At 61.7% G+C, this 26,349-nt stretch carries 18 protein-coding genes and 1 pseudogene; 9 read left to right on the top strand and 10 right to left on the bottom strand.

What is annotated here, in order from left to right; genetic code table 11:
* Positions 1-352 precede the first annotated feature (352 nt).
* Both NKI79_RS04350 and NKI79_RS33190 read left to right on the top strand, forming a co-directional pair.
* Positions 353-1,147 carry a Crp/Fnr family transcriptional regulator gene (locus NKI79_RS04350; protein ID WP_352506254.1) on the top strand — a complete coding sequence of 265 codons (795 nt, stop codon included), beginning with the start codon at positions 353-355 and terminating at the stop codon, positions 1,145-1,147.
* Complete coding sequence (locus tag NKI79_RS33190; protein WP_502894195.1) at positions 1,101-1,334, top strand: DUF6894 family protein; 234 nt, start codon at positions 1,101-1,103, stop codon at positions 1,332-1,334. The genes NKI79_RS04350 and NKI79_RS33190 overlap by 47 nt, the downstream gene beginning before the upstream one ends.
* On the opposite strand, the gene NKI79_RS04345 is transcribed toward NKI79_RS33190, so the two are convergent.
* Together NKI79_RS04345 and NKI79_RS04340 are read right to left on the bottom strand one after the other, a co-directional pair.
* Positions 1,232-1,744, bottom strand: coding sequence for an OmpA family protein (locus NKI79_RS04345; RefSeq protein WP_352478386.1), 513 nt, complete (start codon positions 1,742-1,744; stop codon positions 1,232-1,234). The genes NKI79_RS33190 and NKI79_RS04345 overlap by 103 nt on opposite strands.
* Before the next feature lie 10 nt (positions 1,745-1,754).
* On the bottom strand, positions 1,755-2,414 hold the full coding sequence (locus NKI79_RS04340) for a L,D-transpeptidase (RefSeq protein WP_254817044.1): 660 nt from the start codon (positions 2,412-2,414) through the stop codon (positions 1,755-1,757).
* Positions 2,415-2,996: 582 nt separating this feature from the next.
* Here NKI79_RS04340 and NKI79_RS04335 point away from each other — a divergent pair.
* Positions 2,997-3,248, top strand: coding sequence for a hypothetical protein (locus NKI79_RS04335; protein WP_352506255.1), 252 nt, complete (start codon positions 2,997-2,999; stop codon positions 3,246-3,248).
* 81 nt (positions 3,249-3,329) lie between these two features.
* On the opposite strand, the pseudogene NKI79_RS04330 reads toward NKI79_RS04335, so the two are convergent.
* Positions 3,330-3,509: pseudogene (locus NKI79_RS04330) on the bottom strand (FAD-dependent oxidoreductase); the annotation flags it as partial.
* A 94-nt stretch (positions 3,510-3,603) separates the two neighbouring features.
* Entirely contained in the window at positions 3,604-4,935 is a 1,332-nt protein-coding gene (locus NKI79_RS04325; RefSeq protein ID WP_352800078.1) for a PQQ-dependent sugar dehydrogenase, read from the bottom strand.
* 396 nt (positions 4,936-5,331) lie between these two features.
* Between NKI79_RS04325 and NKI79_RS04320 the strand changes: the two genes are divergently transcribed.
* Entirely contained in the window at positions 5,332-6,291 is a 960-nt protein-coding gene (locus NKI79_RS04320; RefSeq protein ID WP_352800181.1) for a DMT family transporter, read from the top strand.
* Positions 6,292-6,441: 150 nt separating this feature from the next.
* Here the strand turns inward: NKI79_RS04320 and NKI79_RS04315 are convergent, their stop codons facing one another.
* From NKI79_RS04315 to NKI79_RS04290, 6 genes are all read right to left on the bottom strand, one after another.
* The gene (locus tag NKI79_RS04315; protein ID WP_352800076.1) at positions 6,442-7,167 is read right to left on the bottom strand and encodes an ABC transporter ATP-binding protein; all 726 of its coding nucleotides are present in this window, start codon (positions 7,165-7,167) and stop codon (positions 6,442-6,444) included.
* Positions 7,167-8,315 carry an ABC transporter permease gene (locus NKI79_RS04310; RefSeq protein ID WP_352478379.1) on the bottom strand — a complete coding sequence of 383 codons (1,149 nt, stop codon included), beginning with the start codon at positions 8,313-8,315 and terminating at the stop codon, positions 7,167-7,169. The genes NKI79_RS04315 and NKI79_RS04310 overlap by 1 nt, the downstream gene beginning before the upstream one ends.
* Complete coding sequence (locus NKI79_RS04305; protein ID WP_352478377.1) at positions 8,312-9,448, bottom strand: efflux RND transporter periplasmic adaptor subunit; 1,137 nt, start codon at positions 9,446-9,448, stop codon at positions 8,312-8,314. Before NKI79_RS04305 ends, NKI79_RS04310 begins: the two co-directional genes overlap by 4 nt.
* 57 nt (positions 9,449-9,505) lie before the next feature.
* The gene (locus NKI79_RS04300; protein ID WP_352800074.1) at positions 9,506-18,673 is read right to left on the bottom strand and encodes an SDR family NAD(P)-dependent oxidoreductase; all 9,168 of its coding nucleotides are present in this window, start codon (positions 18,671-18,673) and stop codon (positions 9,506-9,508) included.
* Between the two features lie 272 nt (positions 18,674-18,945).
* Positions 18,946-19,683 carry a 4'-phosphopantetheinyl transferase family protein gene (locus NKI79_RS04295; RefSeq protein ID WP_352506259.1) on the bottom strand — a complete coding sequence of 246 codons (738 nt, stop codon included), beginning with the start codon at positions 19,681-19,683 and terminating at the stop codon, positions 18,946-18,948.
* 258 nt (positions 19,684-19,941) lie between these two features.
* A complete protein-coding gene (locus NKI79_RS04290; RefSeq protein ID WP_352800073.1) occupies positions 19,942-21,138 on the bottom strand; it encodes an ROK family transcriptional regulator in 1,197 nt (398 codons plus the stop codon).
* Between the two features lie 142 nt (positions 21,139-21,280).
* Here NKI79_RS04290 and NKI79_RS04285 point away from each other — a divergent pair, with 142 nt between their 5' ends.
* From NKI79_RS04285 to NKI79_RS04265, 5 genes are read left to right on the top strand one after another with little or no spacing between them, the layout of a single operon-like run.
* The gene (locus tag NKI79_RS04285; RefSeq protein ID WP_352800071.1) at positions 21,281-22,546 is read left to right on the top strand and encodes an ABC transporter substrate-binding protein; all 1,266 of its coding nucleotides are present in this window, start codon (positions 21,281-21,283) and stop codon (positions 22,544-22,546) included.
* A 57-nt stretch (positions 22,547-22,603) separates the two neighbouring features.
* Entirely contained in the window at positions 22,604-23,542 is a 939-nt protein-coding gene (locus tag NKI79_RS04280) for a carbohydrate ABC transporter permease (protein WP_254817038.1), read from the top strand.
* Positions 23,535-24,437, top strand: coding sequence for a carbohydrate ABC transporter permease (locus NKI79_RS04275; protein ID WP_352702898.1), 903 nt, complete (start codon positions 23,535-23,537; stop codon positions 24,435-24,437). The genes NKI79_RS04280 and NKI79_RS04275 overlap by 8 nt, the downstream gene beginning before the upstream one ends.
* A gap of 10 nt (positions 24,438-24,447) precedes the next feature.
* Entirely contained in the window at positions 24,448-25,545 is a 1,098-nt protein-coding gene (locus tag NKI79_RS04270) for an ABC transporter ATP-binding protein (protein ID WP_352664522.1), read from the top strand.
* A 3-nt stretch (positions 25,546-25,548) separates the two neighbouring features.
* Positions 25,549-26,322: an SDR family NAD(P)-dependent oxidoreductase gene (locus NKI79_RS04265; protein WP_352647482.1), complete on the top strand. Its 774-nt coding sequence runs from the start codon at positions 25,549-25,551 to the stop codon at positions 26,320-26,322.
* Positions 26,323-26,349: the final 27 nt, after the last annotated feature.

Here is a 26,349-nt window from a genome sequence, read left to right as displayed (position 1 = left end):
TGGCCCTGGCAGCTTGGTTCCTTTCGTTATGCTTGCCACCGAGGCCGCGCGAGCGAACTTGCTGACACGTGGCTACTGGTGCCCAAACTGCCGAAATCAGTCTTGGGGAAAGACCACTACCAGGAGCGATTTGGTACGCATTTCTAGACCAGAACCGTGGAAAGCAAGTCTGCATTTAGACATGTCGGTACGAATCTGTACCTAAGCTCCGATCTGGCGCTGAAAAATGCGTTCACCATTGCTTCGCAAGGATCTGAGGAGGATACGATCGCTTGCTGATCGTTAGGGCGCAAGCGGCTGAGAAATGGCTGAGGTGTGCTCGTGCTCTTGCTCCAAAACGGAGGCTGTGGGCATGGCTCAGCTTCAGCAATCGATCCTTCGCAACCGTCTGCTGGCTTCGTTGTCGCCTGACGACTTTGTCCTGGTGCAGCCGCACCTGGAGGCGGTGTCGTTTGGACTGCGCGAACATCTGTTCAGAGCCGATCAAAGGATCACCCATGTCACCTTCCCCGAATATGGGGTTGCCTCAATCGTCGCCGACACCGGGGAAGGACGGTTCGAGGTCGGCATGGTGGGATCGGAGGGCCTGGTGGGTGCCCCCATCGTGCTCGGCGTGGACCGTTCGCCGCACACCTGCCTGGTCCAGGTCGCAGGCGAAGCATTCCGCATTGGGGCGGGCGAGCTACAGGCCGCTATGGACCATAGCCCCGCGCTGCGGGCGCTCCTTCTGCGTTTCGTGCATACCTTCATCGTGCAGGTCAGTCAGACGGCCTATGCCAACGCCGGCTACTCCGTCGAGGAGCGGCTCGCGCGCTGGCTTCTCATGACGCACGACCGGCTAGAGCAGGACGACATGCCCATCACCCACGAATTCATGAGCATTATGCTGGGCGCGCGTCGTCCGGGCGTGACACTTGCAGTGCAGATGCTGGAGGGCGCCGGTGCGATCAGGGCCACGCGTGGTCGCGTCGGGATGAGGGATCGAGCGAAGCTGGAACAGATCGCCGGCCAGTCCTACGGCTCGCCGAGAGGGAATACTCCAACGTATTCCAGTTCCCGATCAAGCGAGAGAGAGATGAGTGGCGGACTTGCGTTACTTCATGAACATTCGTTACCGCGGTCGGCTGATACCCGATCACGAAGGTGACGAACTGGCAAACGTGGAGGATCTGCGCGAGCATGCGCTCGCCACCGCGCACGATCTCGTCTTCCGAACCCGCATGGACAGCCTCTACGACTCGTCCCTCTCATCGCGCAAATTGGACACAACGCGGCGGTTCTGCGACCTGCAGGCGGTGTCCGGGCAGTCGCGGACGAGCCTGTCCTTGCCGTAGCCCTTGGCCCACATGCGGTTGCGGTCTATGCCGCCGGCGGCGAGGTAGTCCATCACCGCATCGGCGCGCTGCTGCGACAGCGCCATTTCACTTGCGCCGGGATCGTCGGCGAAACCCTGCAGCTTGAGCAGCCAGCGCGGATGCTTTGTTAACCAGGCGATCTGGGTGTCGAGGGTGGCCTTGGCGACAGAATCGAGCGCGGCCGAACCTTGCGTGAAATAGGTGCGGCGGCCGACATTGAGGATAAAATCCTCCTCGCTGCCCGGCTGCACGTTCTGGAAGCCGGCAACCTCGGTGTTGGTGATGTCAGGCGTGGAAGGGGCGAGCGTGTTGCTGGTCGAGCAGGATGCGACCAGCATCAGCAGGCCGGCAGCGAGCAGCCGGCGCGTGTTTTCAATCATACGGTTCATGAGGCGCCAATCATTCGACAGTGGTGGAAGCGGGCGCCTGGTCGGCGATGTGCGGCAGGACCTGCACCGCGGTGCCGATCGGGCAGCGCTGGTAGAGGTCGATGATGTCTTCCGGGAACATGCGGATGCAGCCGCTGGAAGCGTCGGTGCCGATGCTCCATGGCTCAAGCGTGCCATGCAGGCGGTAGCCGGTGTCAGCGCCGTCGCGGTGCAGATAGAGCGCGCGCGGCCCGAGCGGATTGTTGGACGCGCCGCCTGCGATCATGGGCGGTAGTTCCGGCCTGCGCTTACGCATTTCGGGGGGCGGGACCCAATCCGGCCACAGCGCGCGGCGGTCGATCGTCGCGCGGCCGTACCATTTGAAGCCGTCCTTACCGACGCCGACGCCGTAGCGGATGGCGGTCTTGTTTTCCATGATGACGTAGAGGAAATGGTGGCGGGTATCGACCACGACGGTGCCGACCGGCTCGCTGCTGAAATACTTGACGATCTGGCGATGCCATCTCTTGTCGATCTTGGCGAAGTTGGTCTTGCGATAGACAAAATTGTTGTCGCTGGCGGTACCCGCGAAAAAGGATTTTGCCGCCGCGGCTTGAGCAATATTGCTGGTTGCACCCACCGCGACCAGCGCCAGGCCGCCGAGCACGACACCCCTGCGTGACAAAACCATCGGCAATATCCCCCATGCCAAAAGCCTAGCTCAACCATAGTTGAGAATTACTTCGCCTCAAAGTGGAAAATGCCGCGTTGCTGCAGACCGCCGGAAGCGGACTGGCGGGCGGTGAACAGATGCCATTCCAGCACTCCGCTGTACGCGCCCGCCGGTGCCGCAACGAAGCTGCGCCGAGTTAGCCTTGAGCACGAATGTGCATGACGGAGACGAGCCAAATCCCGTCGTCGACTTTGGTGATTCCGAGCCTCTGGCCGGCGAGCGTTGCGCTCGAAGCAGAGCGGTCGCGCTATTCTGCCAGCCTCCTGCATAGCCGCATTCCGTCGCGATCGACTGCATCGCTCTCAGAAGGCGCCCGGCGGCGGAAACGGCTAAAACGCCTGCTTTTTCGCCGGCAGCTCAGCCGCTTTCCGTCGAAGGGTGAACCCGTTGCCTAGTCCGAAATGGTTACTTGCGCTGCAGCTAATGTGGTCACATTCTTGGGCAGTCGGAAGCCGCATGGATCGGCCAGGCGCGAGTAATCTCTTCGCCGGCGTCTCGAGGCAGTCGACCACACGTTTGCGGTGCTCTAAGGGGGAATCAATGAGATTGGCGATTATTTGTGCGGCAATGGTGATTGCCGTATCCACCGCCGCCGTTGCGCACGAGAAAAAGAGGCTGGTCAACACAGCGTCGGCCTGCGCCGACCTGTCGCGCAGCACGATCAAGAAAACCAGGGAAACAAAGCTGGATCGCAGTTCAACCGGAACTGTCTCCAGCGGGATTTCGAAAGACAAATCGGAGCCGCGCCTGGGCTATGAAATGGTTAATCCTGCAATCATATCTATCTATTAGCTGCGGAAAAGCAGGCAAGTCTATCGGCGTCCAGGCTACGCAGGCTTGATCCTGCGGGACAGAAGTTGCCACTGCCTGCGCTCAATGTTTGATGCGGTCGCGCAGTGCGTACCAAAGCATGCCGAGCAACGTGGAGCGGGCCGCTCAGCGCCGTGCCGCCGGGGAACGGCAGCGTCGACAGGATCACCCCTTGCCCGAATAGCCATGCGCAAAATAGACCTCGCCGTAGCGACCGACATGCGGCAGGCGCGGTGTCGTCACCTGGCATTTGCATCGAGTCGCAGCCGAATGAAAGTCATATCGGGCGTGGCGCTGTAGCCGAAGGCTGAGCTCGGACTCAGAAAGGCACCTGCGCTCAACGGCCATTCGCCCGGCGGACCCGCCAGATGACGTTACCGACGTCATCGGCGACGAGCAGTGCGCCAGTCTGATCGATAGCTACGCCGACCGGACGGCCCATCGCCTCACCATTACGCCCGATGAAGCCAGTGAGCACATCTTTCGGAGGACCGCTCGGTTTGCCACCACGGAACGGTACGAAGATCACCTTGTAGCCGCTATGCACGCTTCTGTTCCACGAGCCGTGCTGGCCGACGAAGGCGCCGTTGCCGTAGGCCGGACCGAGCCCGGCGCCTTTGGAGAAGGTCAGTCCCAGCGAGGCGGTATGAGAGCCCAGGGCGTAGTCGGGCTTGACCGCCGTCGCCACGAGATCGGGGCGCTGCGGCTTGGCGCGTTCGTCGACGTTCTGTCCGTAGTAGCTGTAGGGCCAGCCATAGAAGGCGCCGTCACGAACCGAGGTCATGTAATCCGGCACGAGGTCGTCGCCGATCTCGTCACGCTCGTTCACAGCGACCCAAAGCTCGCCAGTTTCAGGATTCCAGGAGAGCCCGTTCGGGTTGCGCAGGCCCGAGGCGAAGACCCGAGTACGACGGCTCGACCGATCCACTTCAAGGACAGCGGCGCGGTTCTTCTCCGCGGCTATGCCGTTTTCTCCAACGTTGCTGTTGGAACCAACGGTGACATAGAGCTTGCGTCCATCCGGACTTGCGATCACGTCCTTGGTCCAATGATGGTTGAGGTCCCCGGCCGGCAAGTCGATGATCTTTTCCGGCGATGTGCCGGCTCGGGTCTGGCCGTTGGAGTAGGGGAAAGCGACGAGCGCGTCGGTATTCGCGACAAAGAGCTTGCCTTTGGACAGCGTCATGCCGAACGGCGAATTGAGGCCTTCCGCGAAGGTCGTTCGCACATCCGCAATGCCGTCGCCATCGGTGTCGCGCAGGAGCGTGATGCGGTTGGCGCTTTTGGTTGCGGCGCCGGCCCGCTTCATAGCCAGGTCCATGAAGACCTTTCTAAGACTGAAGCCTTCGTCATGCTTGGCAGGGGCATTGGTTTCAGCAACCAGCACGTCGCCGTTCGGAAGCACATGCAGCCAGCGCGGATGGTCGAGGCCGATAGCGAAGGCGTTCACTGCCAGCCCCTTCGCCGGGGTCGGCATACCTCCTTTCTGCCAGCCTTTCGCCTCGGCGATGTTAACAGTCGGGATCAGCGTCGGTCTTGGTTTCGGTAAAGTGGGGTTGGGGCCATAGCCGATTATTGCCTCGGCTTTTTGCGCCGGAATGCCAGCGCAGCTCGCCATGACGGCTCCCAACAACGCTACGAGTACGCTTCCTCGGAAGCCGGCATGCATCGGAAGTCCTCCGCATGGATTTGCGTCGTGCTCTTTGTGTAAACGGAAATCAGTGGCTTATTCTTCCAATTGCTTCGAAACAGCGGTGCGTGATCCGAGGGCCAGGAATTCGCGACAGATCTGCTCTCGGTAGAAATATGGCGCGAGGAGATTGTGGCAACCGCCCGAATATCTGTCGCGCGATATGAATCTCACATTCGTATCGCGCGAAATCGATACGGCTTGCGCTTTTCGGTATCGAGTTGCTCATGGGCCAACATGCGTTGGAAAGGAACGAGACCGTGAACGGCGGGACCCACAATGACCCACCGATTGCACTGGCTGGTGAAACAGCTGTTGTCGCTGCTTAGCAAGGCGCTGCAAATCTGCTAAAGTCTGCGGTGGGAGGAGACGGATATCCAATCGCTGCCGATAGCACATCCAAGTGTAGCGAAGGCGAGACCCGACGCATCACTCCCGCTCGCCTATTCTCTCGCGACGCTCTGCTGGCTCCTGTCGGCCGGCGTCTATATCGCCGCCAAGTGGGTTGCCCCCGAGATGCCGCCTTGGGCACTCTGCTTCTGGCGGCTGACGCTTGCCTGCGCGATCCTGCTGCCTATCGTCCATCGTCATCACGGGGCGATGCTCGAGCTGATCCAATCCCGGGTGATCGAGGTGCTGGTCATCGGCGCCATCGGGCTGACCTTGTGTCAGGGCATGATCTACACGGGCCTCAACTACACCAACGCGACAACCGCCGGCATCATCATGGCGCTGTCGCCGATCATGACGATGGTGCTTGCCCGCTTCGTGCTCGGCGAGCCCCTCGGTGTCTGGAAAGCGCTTGGAGCGCTGGTCGCTCTGGCCGGGATGGTGGTGATCGTGGCGCGCGGCGACCTTGCTGCGCTGATGCAGTTGCAGTTCAATCCCGGCGAGTTGTGGATCGTCGGCAGCGCCTTTTGCTGGGGCCTCTACACCGTGCTGCTGCGTCGCGCCAAATTCGCTATCGAGCTTCTACCGATGGTGGTCCTGCTGCTGGGAGCCGGCGCGCTGGCCGCACTGCCCCTTTATCTCTGGGAACTGTTTTCCGGGGATCGTTCGGCGCTGCATGCGAACGGCCTGCTGGCCCTCGCCTATGTTGCTGGCCCGGGCGGCGCCCTGATGTACTATCTCTACAACCGTAGCGTCGAGACGCTTGGCGCCGGGCGCGCCAGCATGCTGCTCTATCTGCAGACCGCCTTCGTCGCCGTTCTCGCTTATCTGTTCCTCGGCGAAAGCTTGCACGACTACGATCTCGCCGGCGCCGCCCTCATCATCGCCGGCCTGCTGCTCGCCACAGCGATCAAGCCGAGGCAGCGCACGGTGCGTGTCGCGTAGTGAACCTCAGCACCGCCGCTTCGGCCAGCAACTCGTAAGTCTTTGACAGTCCTTTCGGCCGGTGCAGCCCATGACATTGAAGGCGGCGCGTGTTGGATCGCCATAACATCTTCTCAGCGGGAACACCGCCATGGCCGCGTCGAGCGGTGATCAATGCCGTTCAGCCATCATGCCAAAGGGAGACGGCTCTCGTGCCCGCCCATCCTCGAGCTCGAGCATCGAATCAAAATAAGTTTTCCAGCGCGTATCGTGGGTCACAACGCAGATCGCGACATTGCGGCTGTCCGCCAGATGCCTGAACACCTTCATCACCATCTCCGCCCGTGTACCATCCAGTGCGGCGGTAGGTTCGTCGGCTAGAATAACGGTGGGATCGTTTGCCAAGGCCCTGGCGATTGAAACACGCTGCTGTTCGCCGCCGGAAAGTTGGGAAGGATAATTGGAGCCGCGATGTTCGATGCCCAACGCGGCGAGAAGCCGGCTGGCTCGCGCCTGCGCCTGCTGGCGACCGACATCATTGACCTGCATGGCGATGGCAATGTTTTCGGCGGCCGTGAGAAAGGGGATCAGGTTCGCTTTCTGGAACACAAACCCAAGATGGGTCCGCCTGAAGGCCCGTAGCTCGTTGAGCTTCGCACCGGGACGCGAAATCACCGTGCCGTCGAACAGGACCTCTCCCGTTGTCGGTGTCTCCAGCAGACCGGCGATCATCAGCAGCGTCGTCTTGCCGGAGCCGCTGGGCCCGACGATACCGGTAACACTGCCGGGGCTCAAGGTCAGCGAACCTGCCGCCAACGCGGTGACCGGCGAGCCGCCGCTCTCGTAGACCTTGCTGGCGTTCCGAACCTCCAGCGTGGCGAGGCGGCGCTTCGACATCAGGCCAACACTTCCTGTGCACGGACCGCGAGCGCGCGACGAATCGCAAACCAGCTGGCCGCAAGGCTGAGTGCCATCAGCACGAACGACAACACGCCAAGATCGGATTCGGTCATCAGCACAGTTCTCGGAAATCTCGGATAGATCGTAAACGAGATGGCTATGGCCAGAACGAGGCTGCAAAAGCCGATCAACCCCGCCTGCTGCGCAATCATGCCGATGATCACCCGGTCACGGGCGCCGATCAGCTTCAGAAGTGCTATCTGCGCGACCTTCTCGATTGTCATCGTATAGATGGTCAGTGCTATGACGGCGCAGCAGATCAGCAGCGTCATCGTCGTGAAAGCCAGGATCTGGACGCGGAGCTTGCCGAGGCGGCCGTCCAGTAGAAGCGTTTCCTGGTCCTGCTGCGTGAGGACCTCGACGTCGCCCCAGCGTTTGATCGAGTCACGCACGACCTCCTTGTCAGCGCCCGGGAGAGTTTCGACGATGACCGCAGCGACACTTCCGGTCTCGTCGCCGAGACCCATGCGCGTCTTGCCCTTGGCCGCACGGTTGAGGAGGATCGCCTCGCTGGGCAGCAGTCGGTTGATGACCTGCGCGTCCGGGATGGTGACGAACAACAATCCGTCGCCACCCATGTCGACCTGCCCGGCCGACACGCCCACAATCGTATAGCTATCTCGTCCAAGCCGGATCTCGTCACCCACAACCAGGCCTAAAGTCTTGTCGGCTATGGCCTCGTAGCGATTTGATTGGAAGTACCGGCCGGCGATCAACGGTATCCAGCTGCCACTGTCGCTTGGATAGTCCACACCAGTGACGGACATTCGCAGCGGAAGCCCGTCAATTTCGAACTGCTGGTTGTATTGGATGAACCGCCGCGTTGCCGCCACACCGGCCACACCGGCCACGCGGCGATCGAGATTGGCCGGTACGGCGGAGGATTCGGCGAACGGTCCGGACTTTCCCCCTTCGACGACCCAGAGGTCGGCACCAATGCCGTCGATCACGATCAAGGCTTCGTAGACGATGCCGCGATACATGCCCAGCATGCCGATCGTCGCCGCCATCAGCAGGCCGACGCCGAAAACGGTCAGGATGAACCTCAGCAGGTTATGCCTGATATCTTTGACCGCGAGATTCACCTGCTCAATGCCTGGAGGTTAACCGCTTGGTACTGGAAGCGGCCTGTCGGACTGAGCACGACATCGCCGACCTTTAGGCCGCGCGTGATCTCGATATCGGTGCCGCTGGAGTAGCCCAGCGAAACAGGAGCCCAATAGGCCCGCCCGTCATGTGCAATCCAAAGACCCACCCGTCCCTGGTTTCTCGCCAGGAACCGCTGTGGCACCGCGATGCCCGGTGACGGCGATTCCGCTTGGATGGTGACGCTTGCACGCTGACCCACAGCCCAGTTCGCCGGCACCTCGCGCAATTTAAGATCGACCGTGAACTCGCGCGTCTCTTGATCGACCTGCCGGCCGATCCGCGCAATGGAAGCAGCGTAGGGCCGTTGCGGATCCGATGAGAAGGTGACTTTGGCTACTTGCCCCGGCCGAAGCGACCCCATCGCGGATTCGTCGAAGCGTGCCATGACCAGCAATGACGTTGGGTCGACGATCTGCATCAGTTCGACGCCCGGAGAAAGCAGGTCTCCCACCGTGCGGCTGCGGGAAACCACCACCCCATTGACAGGCGAGCGTATCGAGGTTTCGCCGAAACGGCTCCGTATCTGCTCGACCTCGGCGGAGGCGGCCGCGGCCTGGGCCTTTGCGCGCTCGATGCTAGCGGTCGCTCGCGCCAATGCGGCCTCGGCTTGTTTCTGGGTGCCTTCGAAGAGGTCGAACTCGGCCTGAGAAATCGATTTGCTGGCGAGCAGGCTCTTCCTGCGATCCAGATCTGCCTTTGCAGTACGGGCGGCGATAACCAGCCGGTCACGCTCCAATTCGGCCTCGCGCACGCTCTCCGCAGCGGCCCGGTCGTTGGCGACCGCTGCGGCAAGCTGATACTCGATTTCAGTCGCGTTTAGCGTGGCGAGGATATCGCCGGTCTTTACCTCGTCATTCCGGTCGACGCGAACGTCGGCCAGGAATGCCTGGATCCTTGCCGTCACGACGACCTGGTTGGTTGCACCAAGGAGGCCGGGTCCGGCGATTTCACGCGCGATCAGCCTTCGCTGGGCGACATAGGACTCCACCTGAGCAGGCCAGATATACCAACCAGAAAAAAGCCCGACTGCCGCCAGAACGGCAAACAAGATTAAGATGAAGCGAATCACGTGCCTTTTACCTGCACCGGCTTCCACCGGCCCCGCTGACCCTGAATCGACGCATCACTATATCGCCGCCTGCTCGGTTGAATCGACCGCCGGTTGCCCAGCCAACAGCCGTTCGATGACTTCCCTCAGGATATCTTCTGCTTCTGCACGGTCATAGCCCAATTGGTCGAATATCAAGGTCAGACCAAGACCGTTCGCGGTCGGAAAGGTACGCAGATCCATCTCGCTGGTACGTGGTTTTTCTCGTCGCATGTCAGGCAGGGGCGTCACTTTGAACATGCCGAGATCAAGTTCGCCACTGGCATGGGCCCTTTGAAGGGGGGCCGACTGTGTGGCGCGTGTCCATCTGTCGACTGTTTGGGTGCCGGCGACGAAGAGGGAGGTATAGGAGCCCTTGGCCACGACTTCGTCATGCACGTCTCCGAAGTAGTTCGAATCCATGAAGGGCGCGAACTGGATAGCCTCTTCTATCCCTTCTCCGAGCGAACCGGCTAGCGCTTCGATTGTCTCGAACCGCGACAGCCGCGCACGCACGGGGACGTCCGAGGCGACGAAATTGACATAGTTCTCCAGCCGCCGGTCGTGGCGCAAGGCTGCTGGAACCTGCATCACTATATCGTCCACGCCGCCGCGCGCCCCGATGGTCTGCGCAAAGGCCGCGATGATCATGGCCGTTTCCGTCGTGCCGGCTGCCCTGGCACGCTTGCGCAGCGCATCCTGCTGGTCGCTGGCTATCGAGAGCGTCACGTCCTCGCTAAGGCTGCAATCGATCAGGTTGACATTCGTCCGCCGGCCTTTCGCCTTGCGCCCGAGATTGGGAATTTGCGGCAAGGGCTCGGCGAATACCTTGCGCAGGAATGCGTCGCGCCGTTCGAACGAACCGGGTTTTCCGACATGGTCGAAATCCCGGATGAATCGGTCGATACTCATTTCCACCGGATCAAGAGGCAGGCCGAGATAAGCCTTGACTGTTTCCTCGACGATGAGGCCGAGGGAATAGCCGTCAATAACGAGATGATGTGCCTTGGCGACGATAAGGTCGCTCTCGGAGCCGAACCGGATGACGGTGACACGGAACATCGGCGCCTGGATATCTATGCCTTCCTGCGCGAGTTCGGTTGCGCGCTCTAACGCTTCGGATTCGTCGGCGACCTGCTCGACCCTGAAGAAATCGGTCGGGGTCCTTTCCAGATACGCGCCGTATCTAGCCCCCTTGCGGAAGAACCGGGTACGCATCACCTCGTGTCGCGCCATGACCGTTTCGATCGCCCGTCTGAGACGATCGGCGTCCATTTGCGGCCGGATCTTGAACTCCTTGCTTACAATGAATGCGGCACGCGCATGCGAAGTCGCGTCTGGATGTTCCTGGAAACGCAGTAATCCCAATTGCGTGCTAGTTACTGCTATCTCTCTTTCGACGTTGGGCACGCCGTTGAGCGGTGAGCGCTCGACATCCTGGCCTCCACTCGGCTGACCAGACCACTCGCGCAGACTCCAGCCCATTGCGATGGGCACCAGGCGGCCTGACGTTTCGAGCTCGGAGGAAAGCTCGTCGAGAAACTGATCGAGTAGCAACCGCGCTGCTGCTTCTTCGACGACGTCGAGATCCACGGTCAGCCGGCAGACAACGCCGGCTTCGCTGGTCGCTGCGGACAATTGTATCTCGTGCGCGGATGCGGGGATCGCATCGAGAGGATGGTCCAAGGCGGCGAGCCCCGTAACTTGGCTACGGTCGAGAAAAGCGAAGCCGAATTGGCGCAGCGAAACATGGCGAATGCGCAGATCTTCTTCGAGCGCCAGCTCCAGAGACGACGTATCCATTGACCGATGCGCGTGGCCGTTTGCGTCGGCACGCTCGACCTTCCTCAGCAGATCGTAACCGAGTTCATTCATGGCTCGCAGGACAATCGGATAGGACCCATCCAAGGGGCCTATCAATCCGCTTGGTGCTCCCTGCCCGCGCTCGCTATACCAGCGGTCGACGACGATTGATTGGAGCGAGAGGCGGCTTGCCAAGGCCTTGGCATAGGCGGCCAGAAAGCGCGCGGCCGTCAACTCCGATCCCGATGCGAATGCTGCTGCTGGAAGCGTGATCTCCAGCAACCCGACACGGCCCCTGTTGGTTCCCATACCGACGGGAGACGCGGCACGACTGCGGCCGGGGATCGGTGCGATCGCAGGCGCGTGGTGAAGTATCTCCTTCCAATAGGCGAGGTCGCGACGATACTCGCTCGATCCGGGCATCGGATGAGCTGTGCGCGCATAGTCGGTAAAACTAGGCCCTGCTTCGACCGCTTCTGCTTCGCCTTGCACAAGCTGCGCAAGCAAAAGATGAACCGACAACGTGTCCGCAGCCGCGCGATGAGCCCGGATTTGTAGCTCGTGACCGCCATCCTGCCGCTGCCACGCGCCGATCCGCCATAGCGGACCAGGCAGCGCCACATCGCCCAAACGACCGCCCGGCGAAAGCACTTCAACAATCGGTTGAGCCTCGAAGCCGATCTCCACGGCGCCGGACGCCGATATCGCACCGGTCATCCGGAGCGCGTCGTGTCGCTCGACCAGTCGCGCCAATCTTGTCGCAAGCGCGGCCAGCGACACGCCAGGCTCAATACTCGTCTCGACCAGGATCTGATTGTCCGCCTTTGCGACCGCCGACGACATCGGCAGTCCATCCAGCATCATCGCATTGACCTGGCGGCCAAGAGGCCGGAAGGCTTCCTGCGCTGCAACGCCATCGGAACTCGCTTGTGCGGCCAGGACCTGCAAGGCGGACGCCTTCAGCTTCGCCTCAAAAGCGGAAGCAACGAGGCGCGACAGTCCCGCGATCGTCGGCGCTTGCAGGAACTTGGCGACAGGGATGTCGACTTCGACCTGAGCCTCGACGCGGTTTTTCAGTTCGAACGATGAGAGGGAGTCGAGACCGAGCTCACTGAGTTTGCGGTCATCCGCCAAGGCGCTTGCCTCGACCTTGAGGACTTTCGCCACTTCGCGCCGGATCATGTCGGCGAGCAGGTCGTCCCACGCCTCGCGCGGCGCGGCTGCAAGCTCGGCCTGAATGCGAGACCGCCCTCCGGTTCTGTCTCCAAGCAGCGACGAAATCCTCGGATTCGTCGCTGCGCCGGGGTTCGTGCGTGCGATCGCAGCCCAGTCGATATTCGCAAAGCCGAGATTCTCCGATCTGGCGCGCACAAGATAGGACAGGGCCGCCGCCGCTTCAGAATCCTGAACCGGCTTGATGCCTACGCTATCGAGATAGTTGGTCATTGCTTCCGACCTGGCAACGAATCCACTGCCGGCAATCATGCCCCAGGCGGTGGACGAGCCGGCCAGGTTGCGACCCCTGCGGTACGTGGCGATTGCGTCCAAAACAGAGTTGGCCGCTGTGTAGTTGGCCTGCCCAGACGAACCGATAACCTGCGCGATCGAAGAGAAATTCACGAAGAAATCCAGCGGGATATCGTGTTCGACAACGGCGACGTGCAAGTTCCACCCGCCGGCTATCTTCGGCCTCAGCACACGGTCGATCTTGCCTGCATCGAGCTGCGAGACGAAAGCGTCCTCGATCACCGCGGCGCCATGCACGATGCCGCGCAAAGGAGCGTCACCCCCAGCATATTCGCCGATCAGCCTGCCGACGGCGGTGGCATCGGTCACGTCCAGAGCGGCGCGAACAATGCGCGTGCCACGTTGCTCCATGATCTCGATAGCCACAGCCGCTTCGGCATCTGGAACACCGCTTCGATTGGCAAGGATGATGGTTCCCGCGCCTTTCTGACTGAGCCACTCGGCGATCGCAACGCCAAATCCCTTGAGCCCACCGGTGACGAGGTAGGAAGCCTGAGCGGAGACGGCGAACTGTGCGCCTAGGTCAAGTTCGATGTCCACGGAAGGTTCGTCGAAAGTGACGATCACCTTGCCGATGTGCAGCGCTCGCGAAAGCATGCGCATGGCTTCCGCCGCGCGCGATGCCGGGAAGCGGGTCGCCTCCAGCGGCTTATAGACGCCGGCGGCAACCTTAGCCTCCACCTCCGCCAGCAATTGTCTGAAGAGGCTCTCCTTCTCGACGGGAAGCGTCGAGAGATCGATGACCGAATAGGCGTTGTTGCGATAAAGCGAGCGAAGCCCGATGGGCTTGTCGTCGGCGAGATCGCGCTTGCCGATTTCGACCATCCGGCCGAAGGGCGCCAGGCACTCCAGGCTCTTGTCGATGCCGTTGCCAGACAGCGCGTTCAGCACCACGTCGACGCCGCGGCCACGCGTCAAGGAACGCACCTCGTCGGCGAAATCGAGAGCGCGCGAGTTCATGACCTCATCCACGCCCCATGTCTTCAGGAAGGCGCGTTTTGTGTCGCTGCCTGCGGTGCCGAAGACTCGAGCCCCCACATCATGCGCGACCTGGATGGCGGCGAGCCCGACACCACCCGAAGCCAGATGGATCAGCGCGGTTTCGTCCTGTGCCAATCGGCCGATATGTTTGAGAGCGTAGTGAGCGGTAAGGAAGGCTGTCGGGAGGGTCGCGGCCTCGATCAGATCAATACCATCGGGTACGCGCATGGCGAGATCCGCCCGGAGCTTGGCGAAGCGTCTGAGGTAGCCCTTGCCCATGCCCATGATGCGATCGCCGGGCTTGAGATTGGTCACCCGTTCGCCGACCCTGCGGACGGTGCCGGCGAACTCCAGCCCGAGATTGCGCCAGTATGCCTCGTCATTCTCCAACTCGTCCGGCAAGATGCTGGTGGCCGCCATGATGTCGCGGAAGTTCAATCCGACCGCGGCGACCTCGACCATGACCTCGTCTGGCGCCAATTCGGGATCGGCGATTTCGCGTAGTACGATGTTGTCGATGGTGCCAGGCCCCGTCATGGTGACGGCGAAGTTGGAAGAATCCCGCGCGGTCTCCAGCGTCCGCCGCAACGGCGCCACTTCGTGCAAAGCCAGTTGCTCCAGCCGCGGGACATAGCGTTCGGCGCCGCGCAGGACGAATTCCGTCTCTGCGGTTTCCTCCAGCACGGCGCCCGAAATGCTCACCCCCGACTGCAGCGATGTGGGATCCGCATCGATAAGGCGGATGCCCAAACCTTTGAACTCGTTTGCCATTGTGCGAGCAATGCCGATCAAGGCGCTCTCACTCAGGCCTGAAAGGCTCATCGGCTGGTCACCTTGCACAAGCCGGCTGCCGGACGTGACGACAACCAGTTCGGGCCGCGGTTCGGACGAACTGTGCAGCCGGTCGATGACTTTTCCAAGCGTGATCAATTGGTGCACGATAGGCGTGATCCTGGCGAGAAGCTCGTCCCCGCCTGCTTTGTCGTCGAGTTTTTCGGGGGTGGCGGCGCTGAACAGGATGCCACCTGTCCCACCCGATTTGGTCATGAATGCCCGGATCGTGGCGAGCGCTTCATCCGCATCGAGGTTCAGGAACGGCGCGGGGTTTTCGACCTCGACCGTCGCTCCGCGGCTAACCAACTCAGCCAATGTCGCTTCGAGGCGCTGCGTTCCATCACCCACCACCAACCAGTGGGCGCAACGCAATGAGGGCGCTGCCGGTTTGGCCTCCTGCTTCTCGAAATGCTCGTCGAAAACACTGGAGCCCGAGCCGGCACCCTGCTTGGCCCTGCTGCCCCTGACCTTGCCCAGCGCCTTTGTCTGAAGGTTGTCGAGAACGATGAGCGGCTGCCCTTCCGGCGAGAACACGCTGAACCGCATCGAGTACGGGTCGAGACCCGGCTGGATATCGACGATCACCTCGGGCGTCAAAGGAGCGCCCAGCAGGATCTTGCGGGCGCCGATTGGCAGGCGCAACTGATACTGGGCCTTGTCTTCATTAGCCGGCGGCAGCGATTCACCTGGAACCCACACGCCGTCTCGATGTGAAGCCAGGCCGATGCCGGCCTGGAGCACCGCGTCCAGCAATCCGGGGAAGGCGAAATACTGCTTCGCCAAGTTGGGATCCTTGCTTGACAGCCTGGCAACCAGGCGGTCGCCGACAATGTCGAGTGCGTTCACCGACTGGAAATAGGGACCGTATTCAAGCCCGTGCCGTTCGGCGAGACGGTAGAATTCCGTCTTTTCGACAAGGTTCGGGCGATCCAGCAGCAGGTCGGCGGGAGCTGGTGCAAGTTCATATTTGTGGCTGAAGCCATAAGCTTCGGCACGCGTCCTCCAGCCATCCTCCGAGCCTCGATGGAACGTGGCGATGCGCAGCCTGCTACCGACCGGATCGAACGTGGTCGTAAACAGTACGACGTCGTCCTCCGCGATGGAAAGCGCTTCGTACAGTTTGAAATCACGCAGTTCCACGGACTCAGAGCCGAAATGGTCGCGCAGTGCGGCCCCCATGATTTCGATGTAACCGACGGCCGGGAAGAGGCAATCGCCGCTGACCCGATGATCAGCCAGGAATTTGAAGCCTCTGAGCGTGATTTCGTTCGTCCAGGACGGCGCCGCAGTGAAGTCGCGCCATCCAAGCAGTGCGTGCCGGGGTGCCTCGAACAGGAAGTTCTTGGTTTCCTCGGATGTATTCAGCAGGCGCTGGTTGTTCCAGGGTAACTTGGGAACGGCCACGTGGCCACTCAACGATTTCGGCCGGTCGAATTCGACGCCGGCAACATGAAGGCTGCCCTCGGCCCGCGCCAGCGTCCAGAAATCGTCAGTTTTGCGATCGAGCGAGTTCACCGCGGCGGCGTCTACCCCGCGCTCCTGCGAGATGCCTCGGATGAGCGGCGTCAGCGTGCGGTGCGGACCTATTTCCAGGAAAGTATTGATGCCGAAATCGAGGGTGAAATCCAAGGCCCTGGTAAAGCTGACGGGTTGGCGCAAATTGGCCCACCAGTAGTCGGCGTCGAACTTCGTCTCGAATATGCCGGTGACGGTCGAGATGATCGGCAGACGGCCTTCTTTCCAGGCGACCGGACCCAGTTCGCCGAGGAACCATTCCTTGCAGTCTTCCAGATGCGCGCTGTGCCATCCGAAATCCATGGTCATCCGGCGGGCCGTCGCATCGGGATAGGCTTCCGCGACCTTGGCCAGCACGCCAAGCACCGCGTCCTCCATGCCGGAAATCGTTTGCGCGATCGGGCCGTTGTAGGCGGCAATGACAACGCTTTCGTCACCGGGCAGCAAAGGTTCGAGTTGATGGACCGTCAGCCCTATCGTGGCCATTGCACCGCGCCGCTCGCTCTTCAGCGGGATGAGGCCGCGTTTGGCAATGATGCGAGCCGCCGTCTCGATATCGATGATACCTGAAACGTAGGTGGCCGCGACCTCGCCGAAGCTGTGGCCGATCAAAAGCTCAGGCCGCACGCCGGCCTTTGTCCAGCGCTCGTAGAGGGATATCTGCGTGGTGAAGATGGATGCCTGGGTAACGTCGGCATCGTTGATGCGGGTCTTTGTCTCGTCCCGCAGCATCTCCTCGACGGTCGACCAGCCGACCATCGGACGCAGCACCTCGTCGAACATCTCGGCGGTTCGGCGAAACGCACGGTCTTCCTTCAACAGGCGGCGCGCCATGGCCCACCACTGGCCGCCCTGGCCCGAGAAGGCGATGGCGAGCCGACGGTTGGATGCCCTCCCGGTGATGATGGTCGGCCCTTCCGCGCTTTGCTCGATGGCTCCCTTAGCTAATGCGCGCAGTTGGGCCTGGAGCGCGGCACGCTCCGGCTCGACGATGAGCGCTGCCCGTTGCGCGAAGTTATCGCGCGTGCTGCTCAAATGGGCGGTGATGTCTTCGACCGGGGTCTTCGCAAGGGAGCCCCCCTCCTCCAGCGCATCGGCCAGACGGCCTGCCCACAGTTCCAGTCCGGCCGTGCTGCCGGCCGAGATTGGGACGGCTATCGGATGGCCGGCTATCACGGGCCTTGGCGCACGGTTGGCGTTCGCGGACAACCCCCGCCATCCTTCCACTGCGATGGAGGCATTGGTGCCGCCAAAGCCGAAGGAGTTGACGACGGCCAGGACCGGCCGGCCGTGATGGTCGATCGGCGTCGGCGTCGTTGCTACAGCGATGTTGAGCGCGTCGAACGGAATGCTCGGATTCGGGCGCTCGAAATTCCGGTTCGGCAGCACGATGCCCTTTCCCGCCGTCAGCACCGTCTTGATGAAACCCGCAATACCGGACGCTGATTCGAGGTGGCCGAGATTGGGCTTGAACGATCCGACATAGGCCGGCTTTGACCGTGAATTCACACCGAACACGCGGCCGATGGCAGCCGCCTCGATTGGATCGCCGACCGGCGTGCCGGTCCCATGGGCCTCGACATAGTCGACATCGGCCGGATCGATGGCGGCGCCTTCCACCAGCGCCTCCAGCATCGCTTGCTGTGCTTCCCCGCTCGGCGAGGTCAGGGTGGGCGTATACCCGTCCTGATTGACCATCGAATGACGGATCACGCCATAGATCCGGTCGCCGTCGGCAATTGCCCGGTCAAGAGGCTTCAGCAAAACGAAACCGCAGCCTTCGCCGCGCACGAACCCGTCCGCCCTTTCGTCGAAGGTGTAGATACCGCCGGTCGGCGAAAGCATGTTGGCGCTGGAGAATGCGATAAACGGGCCTGGATCGAGCATGCAGTTGACGCCGCCGGCGAGCGCCGTCTCACAGGTGCCGGTGCTCAGGTGGCGCACCGCTTGGTCGATGGCAACGAGCGCCGACGAGCATGCCGTGTCGACGGCGATACTCGGCCCTTTCAGATCGAAACGGTGGGATATTCGGTTGGCCGCGATCGAGAACGCCGAACCGGTGCCGGCAAAAATATCCCCACCACCGACACGTCCGCGGCGCAGGTTCTGCGCGAAATCGTTGGTCGAGATTCCGATGAACACGCCGGTGCGCCCGCGGCGCAGGTCGGCCAATGTGCGCTCGGAATCCTGGACGGCCTCGAAGGCCACTTGCAACGCCAGGCGCTGCTGCGGGTCCATCGTTGTCACCTCGCGGGGCGACATGTCGAAGAAACTCGGGTCGAAGCCGAAAATGTCGCTGGCAAGAAACCCACCCCAGCGCGTCCGCATCTTTCCCCGGGCATCGGGCTCCGGATCATAGAAAGCATCGACATTCCATCGATCCGCCGGGATATCGACGATGCCGCAGTTCTTCTCCAGGAGAAAGTTCCAGTACGAGTCCGCGTCCTGGATTCCTCCAGGAAACCGGCAACCAATTCCGATAACTGCGATTGGCTGTGTTGACTCAATGAGCTGCTGAGGGGCATCGCCCCCACGATGAATGTTCATGCCCAGACCCCCGCCTAGTATACACCGTGGGTTGCCCAACCCACGGCGCACTTAAAGTCACGGCATATTTAAGTGCATGTCCTAACGGAAGCTCCAAGAGCAAAACTCGCCAGGTTAGCATTTTTATCGCAAAATGTGTCATTTAAGCCGATTTGATTACTTTTTAGGCCAATTTGATTAGTTTTTAGGCCGATGTGGCTGCTTTTGAAGAGAACCCGTCCGCTCGATTCTCGTCGCCAAAAACAGGCGTCCCCGAGGCCCGTTCCGGAGCGTCAACGCAATCCCAAGTCGAAATCGAAGCGGCGTGCGACGACCTGAGGACTGCGTGCACTCCAGGCGACGGCGGCCACGTGGTGCGCGCTTGGGCGGAACTCAATGAGCCTGAGGGGTTCAACCAATTCCAGTGGCGGCGAGAGAATATAGGCCTCGCCGCTCCCGTCCATCCCAATCTCGAGTCCCACCCCGGAGAGGCCGACGCCGGCAGCCTTGAGCACGGCTTCGCGACAAGTCCAAAGCCGGCAGAACATGAGGCGGCGGGCCTCTGGCGCCAGTGACTCAAGTTGTGCGATCTCGCCGGGCGCGAATAGAGAACGGGCCATGGACATCTCGCCGCTCCGCGGGGCGACGCGCTCGACATCGACGCCGACTTGCCCGGCGGCAGCCACGGCCACAAGGGCAAGATCCCCCGAATGCGAAAGGTTGAAGGCGAGGCGCCCGTCCGCAAGGAACGGCTTTCCCTGCGGGGTCTCCCGCAGATCGAGCTCTCCCGGCGCTCGGCCGGTGTACATGGACAGCACCCGGCGTAAGCCGGCATGAGCTGCCAGATGGCGCCGCTGATCCTGCTCGAAAACAAACCGTCCGCCCCTGGTCAATTCGGCTGGATTGAGCACGGCCATGTCCGACTGCGAAAGGGGAGCATCGAGAGCAACCCGCCACACATGGACGTCGATCCCGAGAGCCGGCACCACCCGCCCACCGCCGTGCGGCAAGACAACTCCGCTTTGCTTCATCTTACAGTTTTCCTGGCCGGGCGAGAGGTAGGGCTCGGCCTGCTGCAGCAATACGGCATTGACGACTGCTCCCCAAGCTTGCCCGTTAACACCATAAACCTACGCGATTCTTGTAACACCTCTCGGCACGCTCTTCATCGGCCACGCTCTAACGCGCCAGAGTGAACCAGTCCAAAGGCCGGAGGGACTTGGCTGCGATGCGGGTGCGCACCGATTTGGAACAACGAGCCTCAGAGTACCACCCGAAGCGGAGTCAGGTCATTGAAGCCGGCTGTTGTGGCGCAGCACGAGGCCGACCGCGCCGAGCAATGCGTCGTTCTCCGTGTGCTTGCCAACGATTATCCGCGTGCGCAGCGCAGGTGCCACATCACGGGACTTGATCAGCGTATGGCGTTCATATGACGCGATCAGTGGCGCCAGGAGAATGTCGCCCGCCAAGGCCATGCGGCCGCCGATTATGATGAGCGGCGGATTGAGCACCGAACCGATCAGGCCAAGGCCACGGCCGGCGAACTCGGCGGTGTCCTCGATCATCCGGAGCGCCCTCACGTCGCCCTGCTCGGCCATCATAATCACATCGTCCATCGTGACCGGCCGCCGTACGATGCGCGAAATCTGCTCGAGCGGCCGGGCAAAGTTGGCATAGAGCTCCAGGCATCCGCGATTGCCGCACCGGCAAAGGTCGCCGCCGGGATCGATGCTGATGTGCCCGAATTCGCCGGCGCCGCCGGCGATGCCGCTCACCAGCCGGCCGTGCTGGACAATGGCCCCGCCGACGCCCAGATCGACCTTGAACAGCACGAAATCGTCGTGGCCGACGGCCGCCCCCCACATCAGCTCGGCAATGGCCGAGCAGTTGCTCTCATTGTCGGCGAAGATCGGCTGTTCGAGGACCGGCCCGAACACATCGCGGATGTTGACCCCGGCCCAGGTCGGAACAATACTCGCGCGCAGCACCACTCCTTCGCGGCTGACTGGGCCCGAGACGGAGACCCCAACCCCCAGGAGCCCCGCCATCGGCAGACCGTTCTCTTCGTAGCATCGGGCAATTACTGACTTGGCGAGCTGGGCCGCCTGTTGCGGCTGGTAGTCCAGACCCATGGGGACAGTTTGTTCAGCAACGAAAGAATGCGAGACGTCGGCGACGACGCACCGCATCTCGTCGAGGCCCAGGTGGATGCCGACGCAGGTGCCCGCAGCGGGATTGAGCGTCAATGCGGTGGCCGGCCTGCCAATGCCCCTGGCCGCGTCATGATGGGCCGAGGATTCGATCACCATCCCTGACTTTCTCAAGCCGTTGAGCGCGGTTGAAACCGTCGACCGCGCCAAACCGGTAATGCGGGTAATTTGCGACGCGGAAAGCACGCCGCGCTCGCGCAAGCATCGGACGATCAGGCTCTCCGGCGACGCGGACGGCCTGTCGATCAGCCAATTTCTAAGCGAAGGTTTGTTCATGATGAGCACAAAGCATGTTGACTGATAGCTCAATATGTCATCTTGGAAAGAACGGAGATTACTGCATCTCGCCGGCCACGACCTCAAATCGCAGGCCACAAGCGGTCGATACGAACCGTGCATCACATATGGGAGTGAAACGATGAAATACCTGAGGACGGCCTTTGCGGCCGCTACCGCCTTCACCTTGATTACCGGAACAGCGCTCGCGGAGCCGAAGACCAACCTCTTGCATCAATGGGCCACCGGATCGGACGCCCAGGCTATCGCCAAGCTCGGCGAGATGTTTACCGCCAAGGGTGGCACCTGGCAGCAGACCTCCATCGCGGGCCATACGGCCAATACATTGGCCAAACTGCGTGCCGATGTGATCGCCGGCAACGCACCTCCCGCTGTGCAGCTAAAGGGCCCCGAGATCGCCGAATGGAACGAGACGGGCATGACGGCCAATCTCGACGACCTGGCGAAGGCGGAAAATTGGGAGAAGGTCGTCGCTCCCGAATTGCTGCCGGTGATGAAGCCGACCGGGAATTGGGTGGCAGCGCCGATGAACATCCACCGCATCAACTGGCTGTGGGCATCGCCGAAGGTCATGAAGGATGCGGGCGTCAACGAGATGCCGAAGACATGGGCGGAGTTCAACGCCGCCTGCGACAAGATCGTGGCCAGCGGCAAGATCTGCATTTCACACTCAACCGCCGACTGGACCGACTCGACGGTCTTCGAAGTGGTCGTGTACGGTCAGGACCTCGATCTCTACAGGAAAGCTTTCGTCGAGGGCGACGTCGATGCCATGCGTAGCGACGGCATGGTCAAGGCCTTCGAGCAGTTTCGCACCATGACCTCGAAGTACATGGACCCCGGCATGAACGGGCGTGACTGGGATACCATGTCGCATCTCGTCGGCCGCGGCGAGGCCGCCTTCCACATCATGGGCGACTGGACGATCGGCCTGCTGACGGCCGGCGGCTTCAAGGAGGGCACCGACTATATCTGCGCTCAGGCGCCGACCGATTGGGGCAAGCCCGGCTTCATCTTGAATTCGGACTCGGTCGTGTTTTTCAAGCAGAAGGACCCGGACTACATCGAGGGACAGAAGCTGCTTGCCAGCATCATCCTGTCGCCCGAATTCCAGACCATTTTCAATCAGACCAAAGGGTCCATCCCGGCCCGCCTCGACGTCGATCTTTCGAACGGCTTCAATCCCTGCCAGCAACTCTCGCAAAAGGATCTGCAAGCCTCGATCGCCGCCGGCACGCTCGTCCGTTCGATGGCGCACAACATGACGGTGCCGCAAAAGGTCCGCGGCGCAATAATGGACAGCATCACCGAGTTTGTAGCAACGCCGGATATGAGTGCGCAGGACGCGGCCAATGCGATGGCGGATGCGGCCGAAGCGCAGAAGTGACGCTGCCGATGATGGCCGGGGGCGAAGCGCCTGGCCAGACCTCGCCGGAGCAGCCCGATGTCCACCCATGATCTGATTGTACCAGCCGCAGCTGCCGCCGCCCGTCCGTGGCGCGAGCGCCTGGGCACGATGGTGCCCATTCTGGTGCTGGCGCCGTCGATTGCGGCGAGTTTCATCTATGTTTTCGTCTTCACATTCTGGACGCTCTACATCTCGCTGTCCAATTCGTCGCTGTTGCCGACCTATGGATTCGTCGGCCTGGACAACTACGCTTCGCTTTGGGCAAACCGGCGCTGGAACATCGCCTATACGAATCTCTTCCTGTTCAGCGGCTTCTATATCGTTGGCTCGATGGCGGTTGGCCTGCTGCTTGCGATCGCGATCGACCAGCGCGTCCGCGGCGAGGCGGTTTGGCGCACCATCTTCCTTTATCCGTTGGCGGTGTCCTTCATCGTCACCGGTACGGTGTGGAGCTGGCTGTATAACCCTGTCGACGGTATCCAGGCCTTCGTTCGCGGGCTTGGCTGGACCGACTTCAGCTTCGCCCTGACGGCCAACCGCAACACCGCGATCTATGCGGTGATCATAACCGGTATCTGGCAGTCGTCCGGTTTCGCAATGGCACTTTTCCTGGCCGGTCTGCGGTCGGTCGATCCGGATCTCGTCAAAGCCGCGCAAATCGACGGCGCGTCGGTTTTCCGGACCTATCGGAGGGTCATCCTGCCAACCATCGCTCCGATATTCCTGGCGGTGGCGGTCATTCAGATACAATTCGCCATCAAGACCTTCGACCTGGTGGCGGCGTTGACCCGGGGCGGGCCAGGTGTGTCCACGACCTTCCCCGCCATCTATGTCTACGACCTGATGTTCCAGCGCGGCCAAATCGGCGAGGGTGCCGCCGCGGCGATGATGATGCTCGCGGCGGTCGCGGTGGTGCTGGTGCCGTACTCCTTGTGGATCGTCTGGCGCCGGCGGGCGGAGGGCCGCAATGGTTGAAATTGCCCCCAATGCCCGTTTTGATCCGGAAGAAGCCGCTGCCACGCGCCGGCATTTCTGGAGCCGCTTCCTTGTCTATGCCGTGCTGACGCTTTTCGCGGTCGTCTATCTTGTGCCATTGCTGGTGGTGATCTTCAACTCGTTGCGCGAGCAGTCGGAGATTGCCCGCAACGGCCTCATCTCCGTACCGCGCAGCTTCCGGTTCGATGCGTGGGCGCAGGCCTGGGGATCCTACTGCGTCAGCGGTACCTGCGAGGGCATGAAGCGCAATTTCTTCAACTCGCTGGCGATGACGATCCCCGCCACCATCATCTCGACCATTCTCGGAGCCATGAATGGCTACATCCTCTCCAAATGGCGCTTCAGGGGTTCCGAACTGATCTTCAATCTGATGCTGCTCGGCGTATTCATGCCCGGCCAGATTTCGCTGATGCCGTGGGCGTTCCTGCTCGGCAAGCTCGGCCTGACCAATTCCACATACGGGCTGGTGCTTATCCACGTCGTCCAGGGCATCTCGTTCACCACCCTGTTCTGCCGCAATTTCTACGTCAGCATACCGGACGACCTGATCAAGGCGGCACGCATCGACGGCGCCGGCTTCTGGCGGATCTTCCGCAAGATCATCCTGCCCCTGTCGCCGCCCATTCTGATTGTCACCGTCATCTGGCAGTTCACCGGCATCTGGAACGAGTATTTGTTCGGCGTCGTCTTCACATCAGGCCAGCAGCAGCCGATTACCGCGGCACTGGTCGCGCTCACGGCCGGCGGCACGACCGCGCGTGCTTACGATGTGATGAGCGCAGCCGTGCTGATCGGCGCGTTGCCACCGCTGCTGATCTATCTGTTCGGTGGAAAATACTTCGTGCGCGGCCTCACCCAGGGCGCCATCAAATGAGGCGTCGCCCATGTCCGCGTTGATGATCCGCAACCTTCACAAGAGCTACGGCTCGCTCGAGATTCTTGCCGGCATCAATCTCGAGGCTAAGACCGGAGAATTCGTCGCCCTTGTCGGCCCGTCGGGCTGCGGCAAGTCAACCTTGCTCGCCATGATCGCCGGCCTCGAAACCGTCACGTCGGGCGAGATATGGATCGGCGACCGGCTGGTTAACTCCGTGCAACCCAAGGACCGCGACATTGCGATGGTGTTCCAGTCATACGCCCTCTATCCCACCATGACGGTGCGCCAGAACATCACCTTCGGCATGGAAAGCCGCGGCGTGCCAAAAGCGGCGCAGGCGGAAGCTGTCCAGCGGGTTGCCGCGCTCCTTCAGATCGAACAGCTGCTTAAACGCAAGCCCGGCCAGCTCTCGGGCGGCCAGCGGCAGCGCGTCGCGATGGGGCGCGCCCTCGTACGCGACCCGAAGCTGTTTCTGTTCGACGAGCCCCTGTCCAACCTAGACGCCAAGCTGCGCGTCGATATGCGCACCGAAATCAAGAAGCTTCACCATCGCGTCGGCAAGACCACGGTGTACGTCACCCATGATCAGGTCGAGGCGATGACGCTTGCATCCCGCATTGCGGTGATGAACCAGGGCTCGGTACAGCAGTTCGACACGCCGAAGCGGATCTACGACCGGCCGACCAACATGTTCGTTGCCGGTTTCATGGGATCGCCGGCGATGAATTTCATCCCCGCCCGGCTTACGGGCTCGACCAGCATCTCGGTACGCGCCGCTGACGGCAGCGACGCCAGCCTTGCTCTTGCCGCGCCGATGCCCGCCGGTGCGCCAAAGGACGTCGTGCTCGGTATCCGTCCGGAACACATCTACCGTTTCACGACCGACCTGAAGTCGCGCAAACCTGCTGTGGCGTCCATGCAGGCGCCGGTCGAACTGGTCGAGCCGACCGGGGCCGAGACACTTGCCGTGCTCAGGCTGGGTGACCTGGAGATCACCGGCCGTTTCGAGCCGGACGACGCTCCCGTCATGGGCGAGACGATAACGCTGGGCATCGATATGTCGCGCGCCTGTCTGTTCGATCCAACAACCAAGGCGCTTCTGTAATCGATGTCCGTACAATTCGCGACTTATCCGAGCTTGACCGATCGGGTCGTGCTGATCTCCGGCGGCGCCTCCGGCATCGGCGCCGATATGGTCCGTGCCTTCGCCTCGAATGGCGCCCGGGTAGCCTTTCTCGACGTGCAAGACGAGCCAGCAGAGGCGTTGGTGCGCGAGCTCGCTGGTGCCGCCGGGCAGGCTCCCTTATATCTCCATTGCGATGTGACCGACGTCGATGCGCTAAAGGCGTCGGTAGAAGGCGTGCGCGCGCGGCTTGGTCCGGTCGCCGTCCTGGTGAATAACGCCGCCAATGATCAACGCCATCCCATCGACGCGGTAACGGCCGACTATTGGGACCGCAGCTTCGACGTCAATCTGAGGCATCACTTCTTCGCCGCGCAGGCTGTGCATCCGCATATGAAGGAACTCGGCTTCGGCTCGATCATAAACTTCTCTTCCATCGCCTGGCGTTTCGGAGCGGACCAGATGGTGGCCTATGCCACCGCCAAGGGGGCTGTGGTGGCGCTGACGCGTGCTTTGGCGCGCTCGTTCGGACCGGATAACATCCGCGTCAATGCGGTCGAACCCGGCGCCGTCATGACCGAGCGGCAGCGCGAGCTGTGGTTCAAGACGCAGGAGGCAGTCGACCAGACGGTGCAGCGGCAATTGATCCGCCGCGTCCTGCTGGGCGAGGAGATTGCACGCACAGTGCTCTTCCTGGCAGCCGACGACAGCCGCATGATCACCAAACAGTCCATTACCGTCGATGCTGGTCTGCGCTAGTGACGCTTCTCCGCTCTCCATTGGAAC

This window comes from Mesorhizobium sp. M0340, assembly GCF_040321535.1.
Lineage (GTDB): Bacteria > Pseudomonadota > Alphaproteobacteria > Rhizobiales > Rhizobiaceae > Mesorhizobium.
The sequence above is the reverse complement of the archived record's forward strand: the minus strand, read 5'-3'. Positions and strand labels throughout refer to the sequence as shown.

Coding starts and splice junctions, on each gene's coding strand:
- NKI79_RS04350 (WP_352506254.1), top strand. CDS start 353: ATGGCTCAGCTTCAGCAATCGATCCTTCGCAACCGTCTGCTGGCTTCG.
- NKI79_RS33190 (WP_502894195.1), top strand. CDS start 1,101: ATGAACATTCGTTACCGCGGTCGGCTGATACCCGATCACGAAGGTGAC.
- NKI79_RS04345 (WP_352478386.1), bottom strand. CDS start 1,744: ATGAACCGTATGATTGAAAACACGCGCCGGCTGCTCGCTGCCGGCCTG.
- NKI79_RS04340 (WP_254817044.1), bottom strand. CDS start 2,414: ATGGTTTTGTCACGCAGGGGTGTCGTGCTCGGCGGCCTGGCGCTGGTC.
- NKI79_RS04335 (WP_352506255.1), top strand. CDS start 2,997: ATGAGATTGGCGATTATTTGTGCGGCAATGGTGATTGCCGTATCCACC.
- NKI79_RS04325 (WP_352800078.1), bottom strand. CDS start 4,935: ATGCATGCCGGCTTCCGAGGAAGCGTACTCGTAGCGTTGTTGGGAGCC.
- NKI79_RS04315 (WP_352800076.1), bottom strand. CDS start 7,167: ATGTCGAAGCGCCGCCTCGCCACGCTGGAGGTTCGGAACGCCAGCAAG.
- NKI79_RS04300 (WP_352800074.1), bottom strand. CDS start 18,673: ATGAACATTCATCGTGGGGGCGATGCCCCTCAGCAGCTCATTGAGTCA.
- NKI79_RS04295 (WP_352506259.1), bottom strand. CDS start 19,683: ATGAAGCAAAGCGGAGTTGTCTTGCCGCACGGCGGTGGGCGGGTGGTG.
- NKI79_RS04290 (WP_352800073.1), bottom strand. CDS start 21,138: ATGAACAAACCTTCGCTTAGAAATTGGCTGATCGACAGGCCGTCCGCG.
- NKI79_RS04285 (WP_352800071.1), top strand. CDS start 21,281: ATGAAATACCTGAGGACGGCCTTTGCGGCCGCTACCGCCTTCACCTTG.
- NKI79_RS04280 (WP_254817038.1), top strand. CDS start 22,604: ATGTCCACCCATGATCTGATTGTACCAGCCGCAGCTGCCGCCGCCCGT.
- NKI79_RS04275 (WP_352702898.1), top strand. CDS start 23,535: ATGGTTGAAATTGCCCCCAATGCCCGTTTTGATCCGGAAGAAGCCGCT.
- NKI79_RS04270 (WP_352664522.1), top strand. CDS start 24,448: ATGTCCGCGTTGATGATCCGCAACCTTCACAAGAGCTACGGCTCGCTC.
- NKI79_RS04265 (WP_352647482.1), top strand. CDS start 25,549: ATGTCCGTACAATTCGCGACTTATCCGAGCTTGACCGATCGGGTCGTG.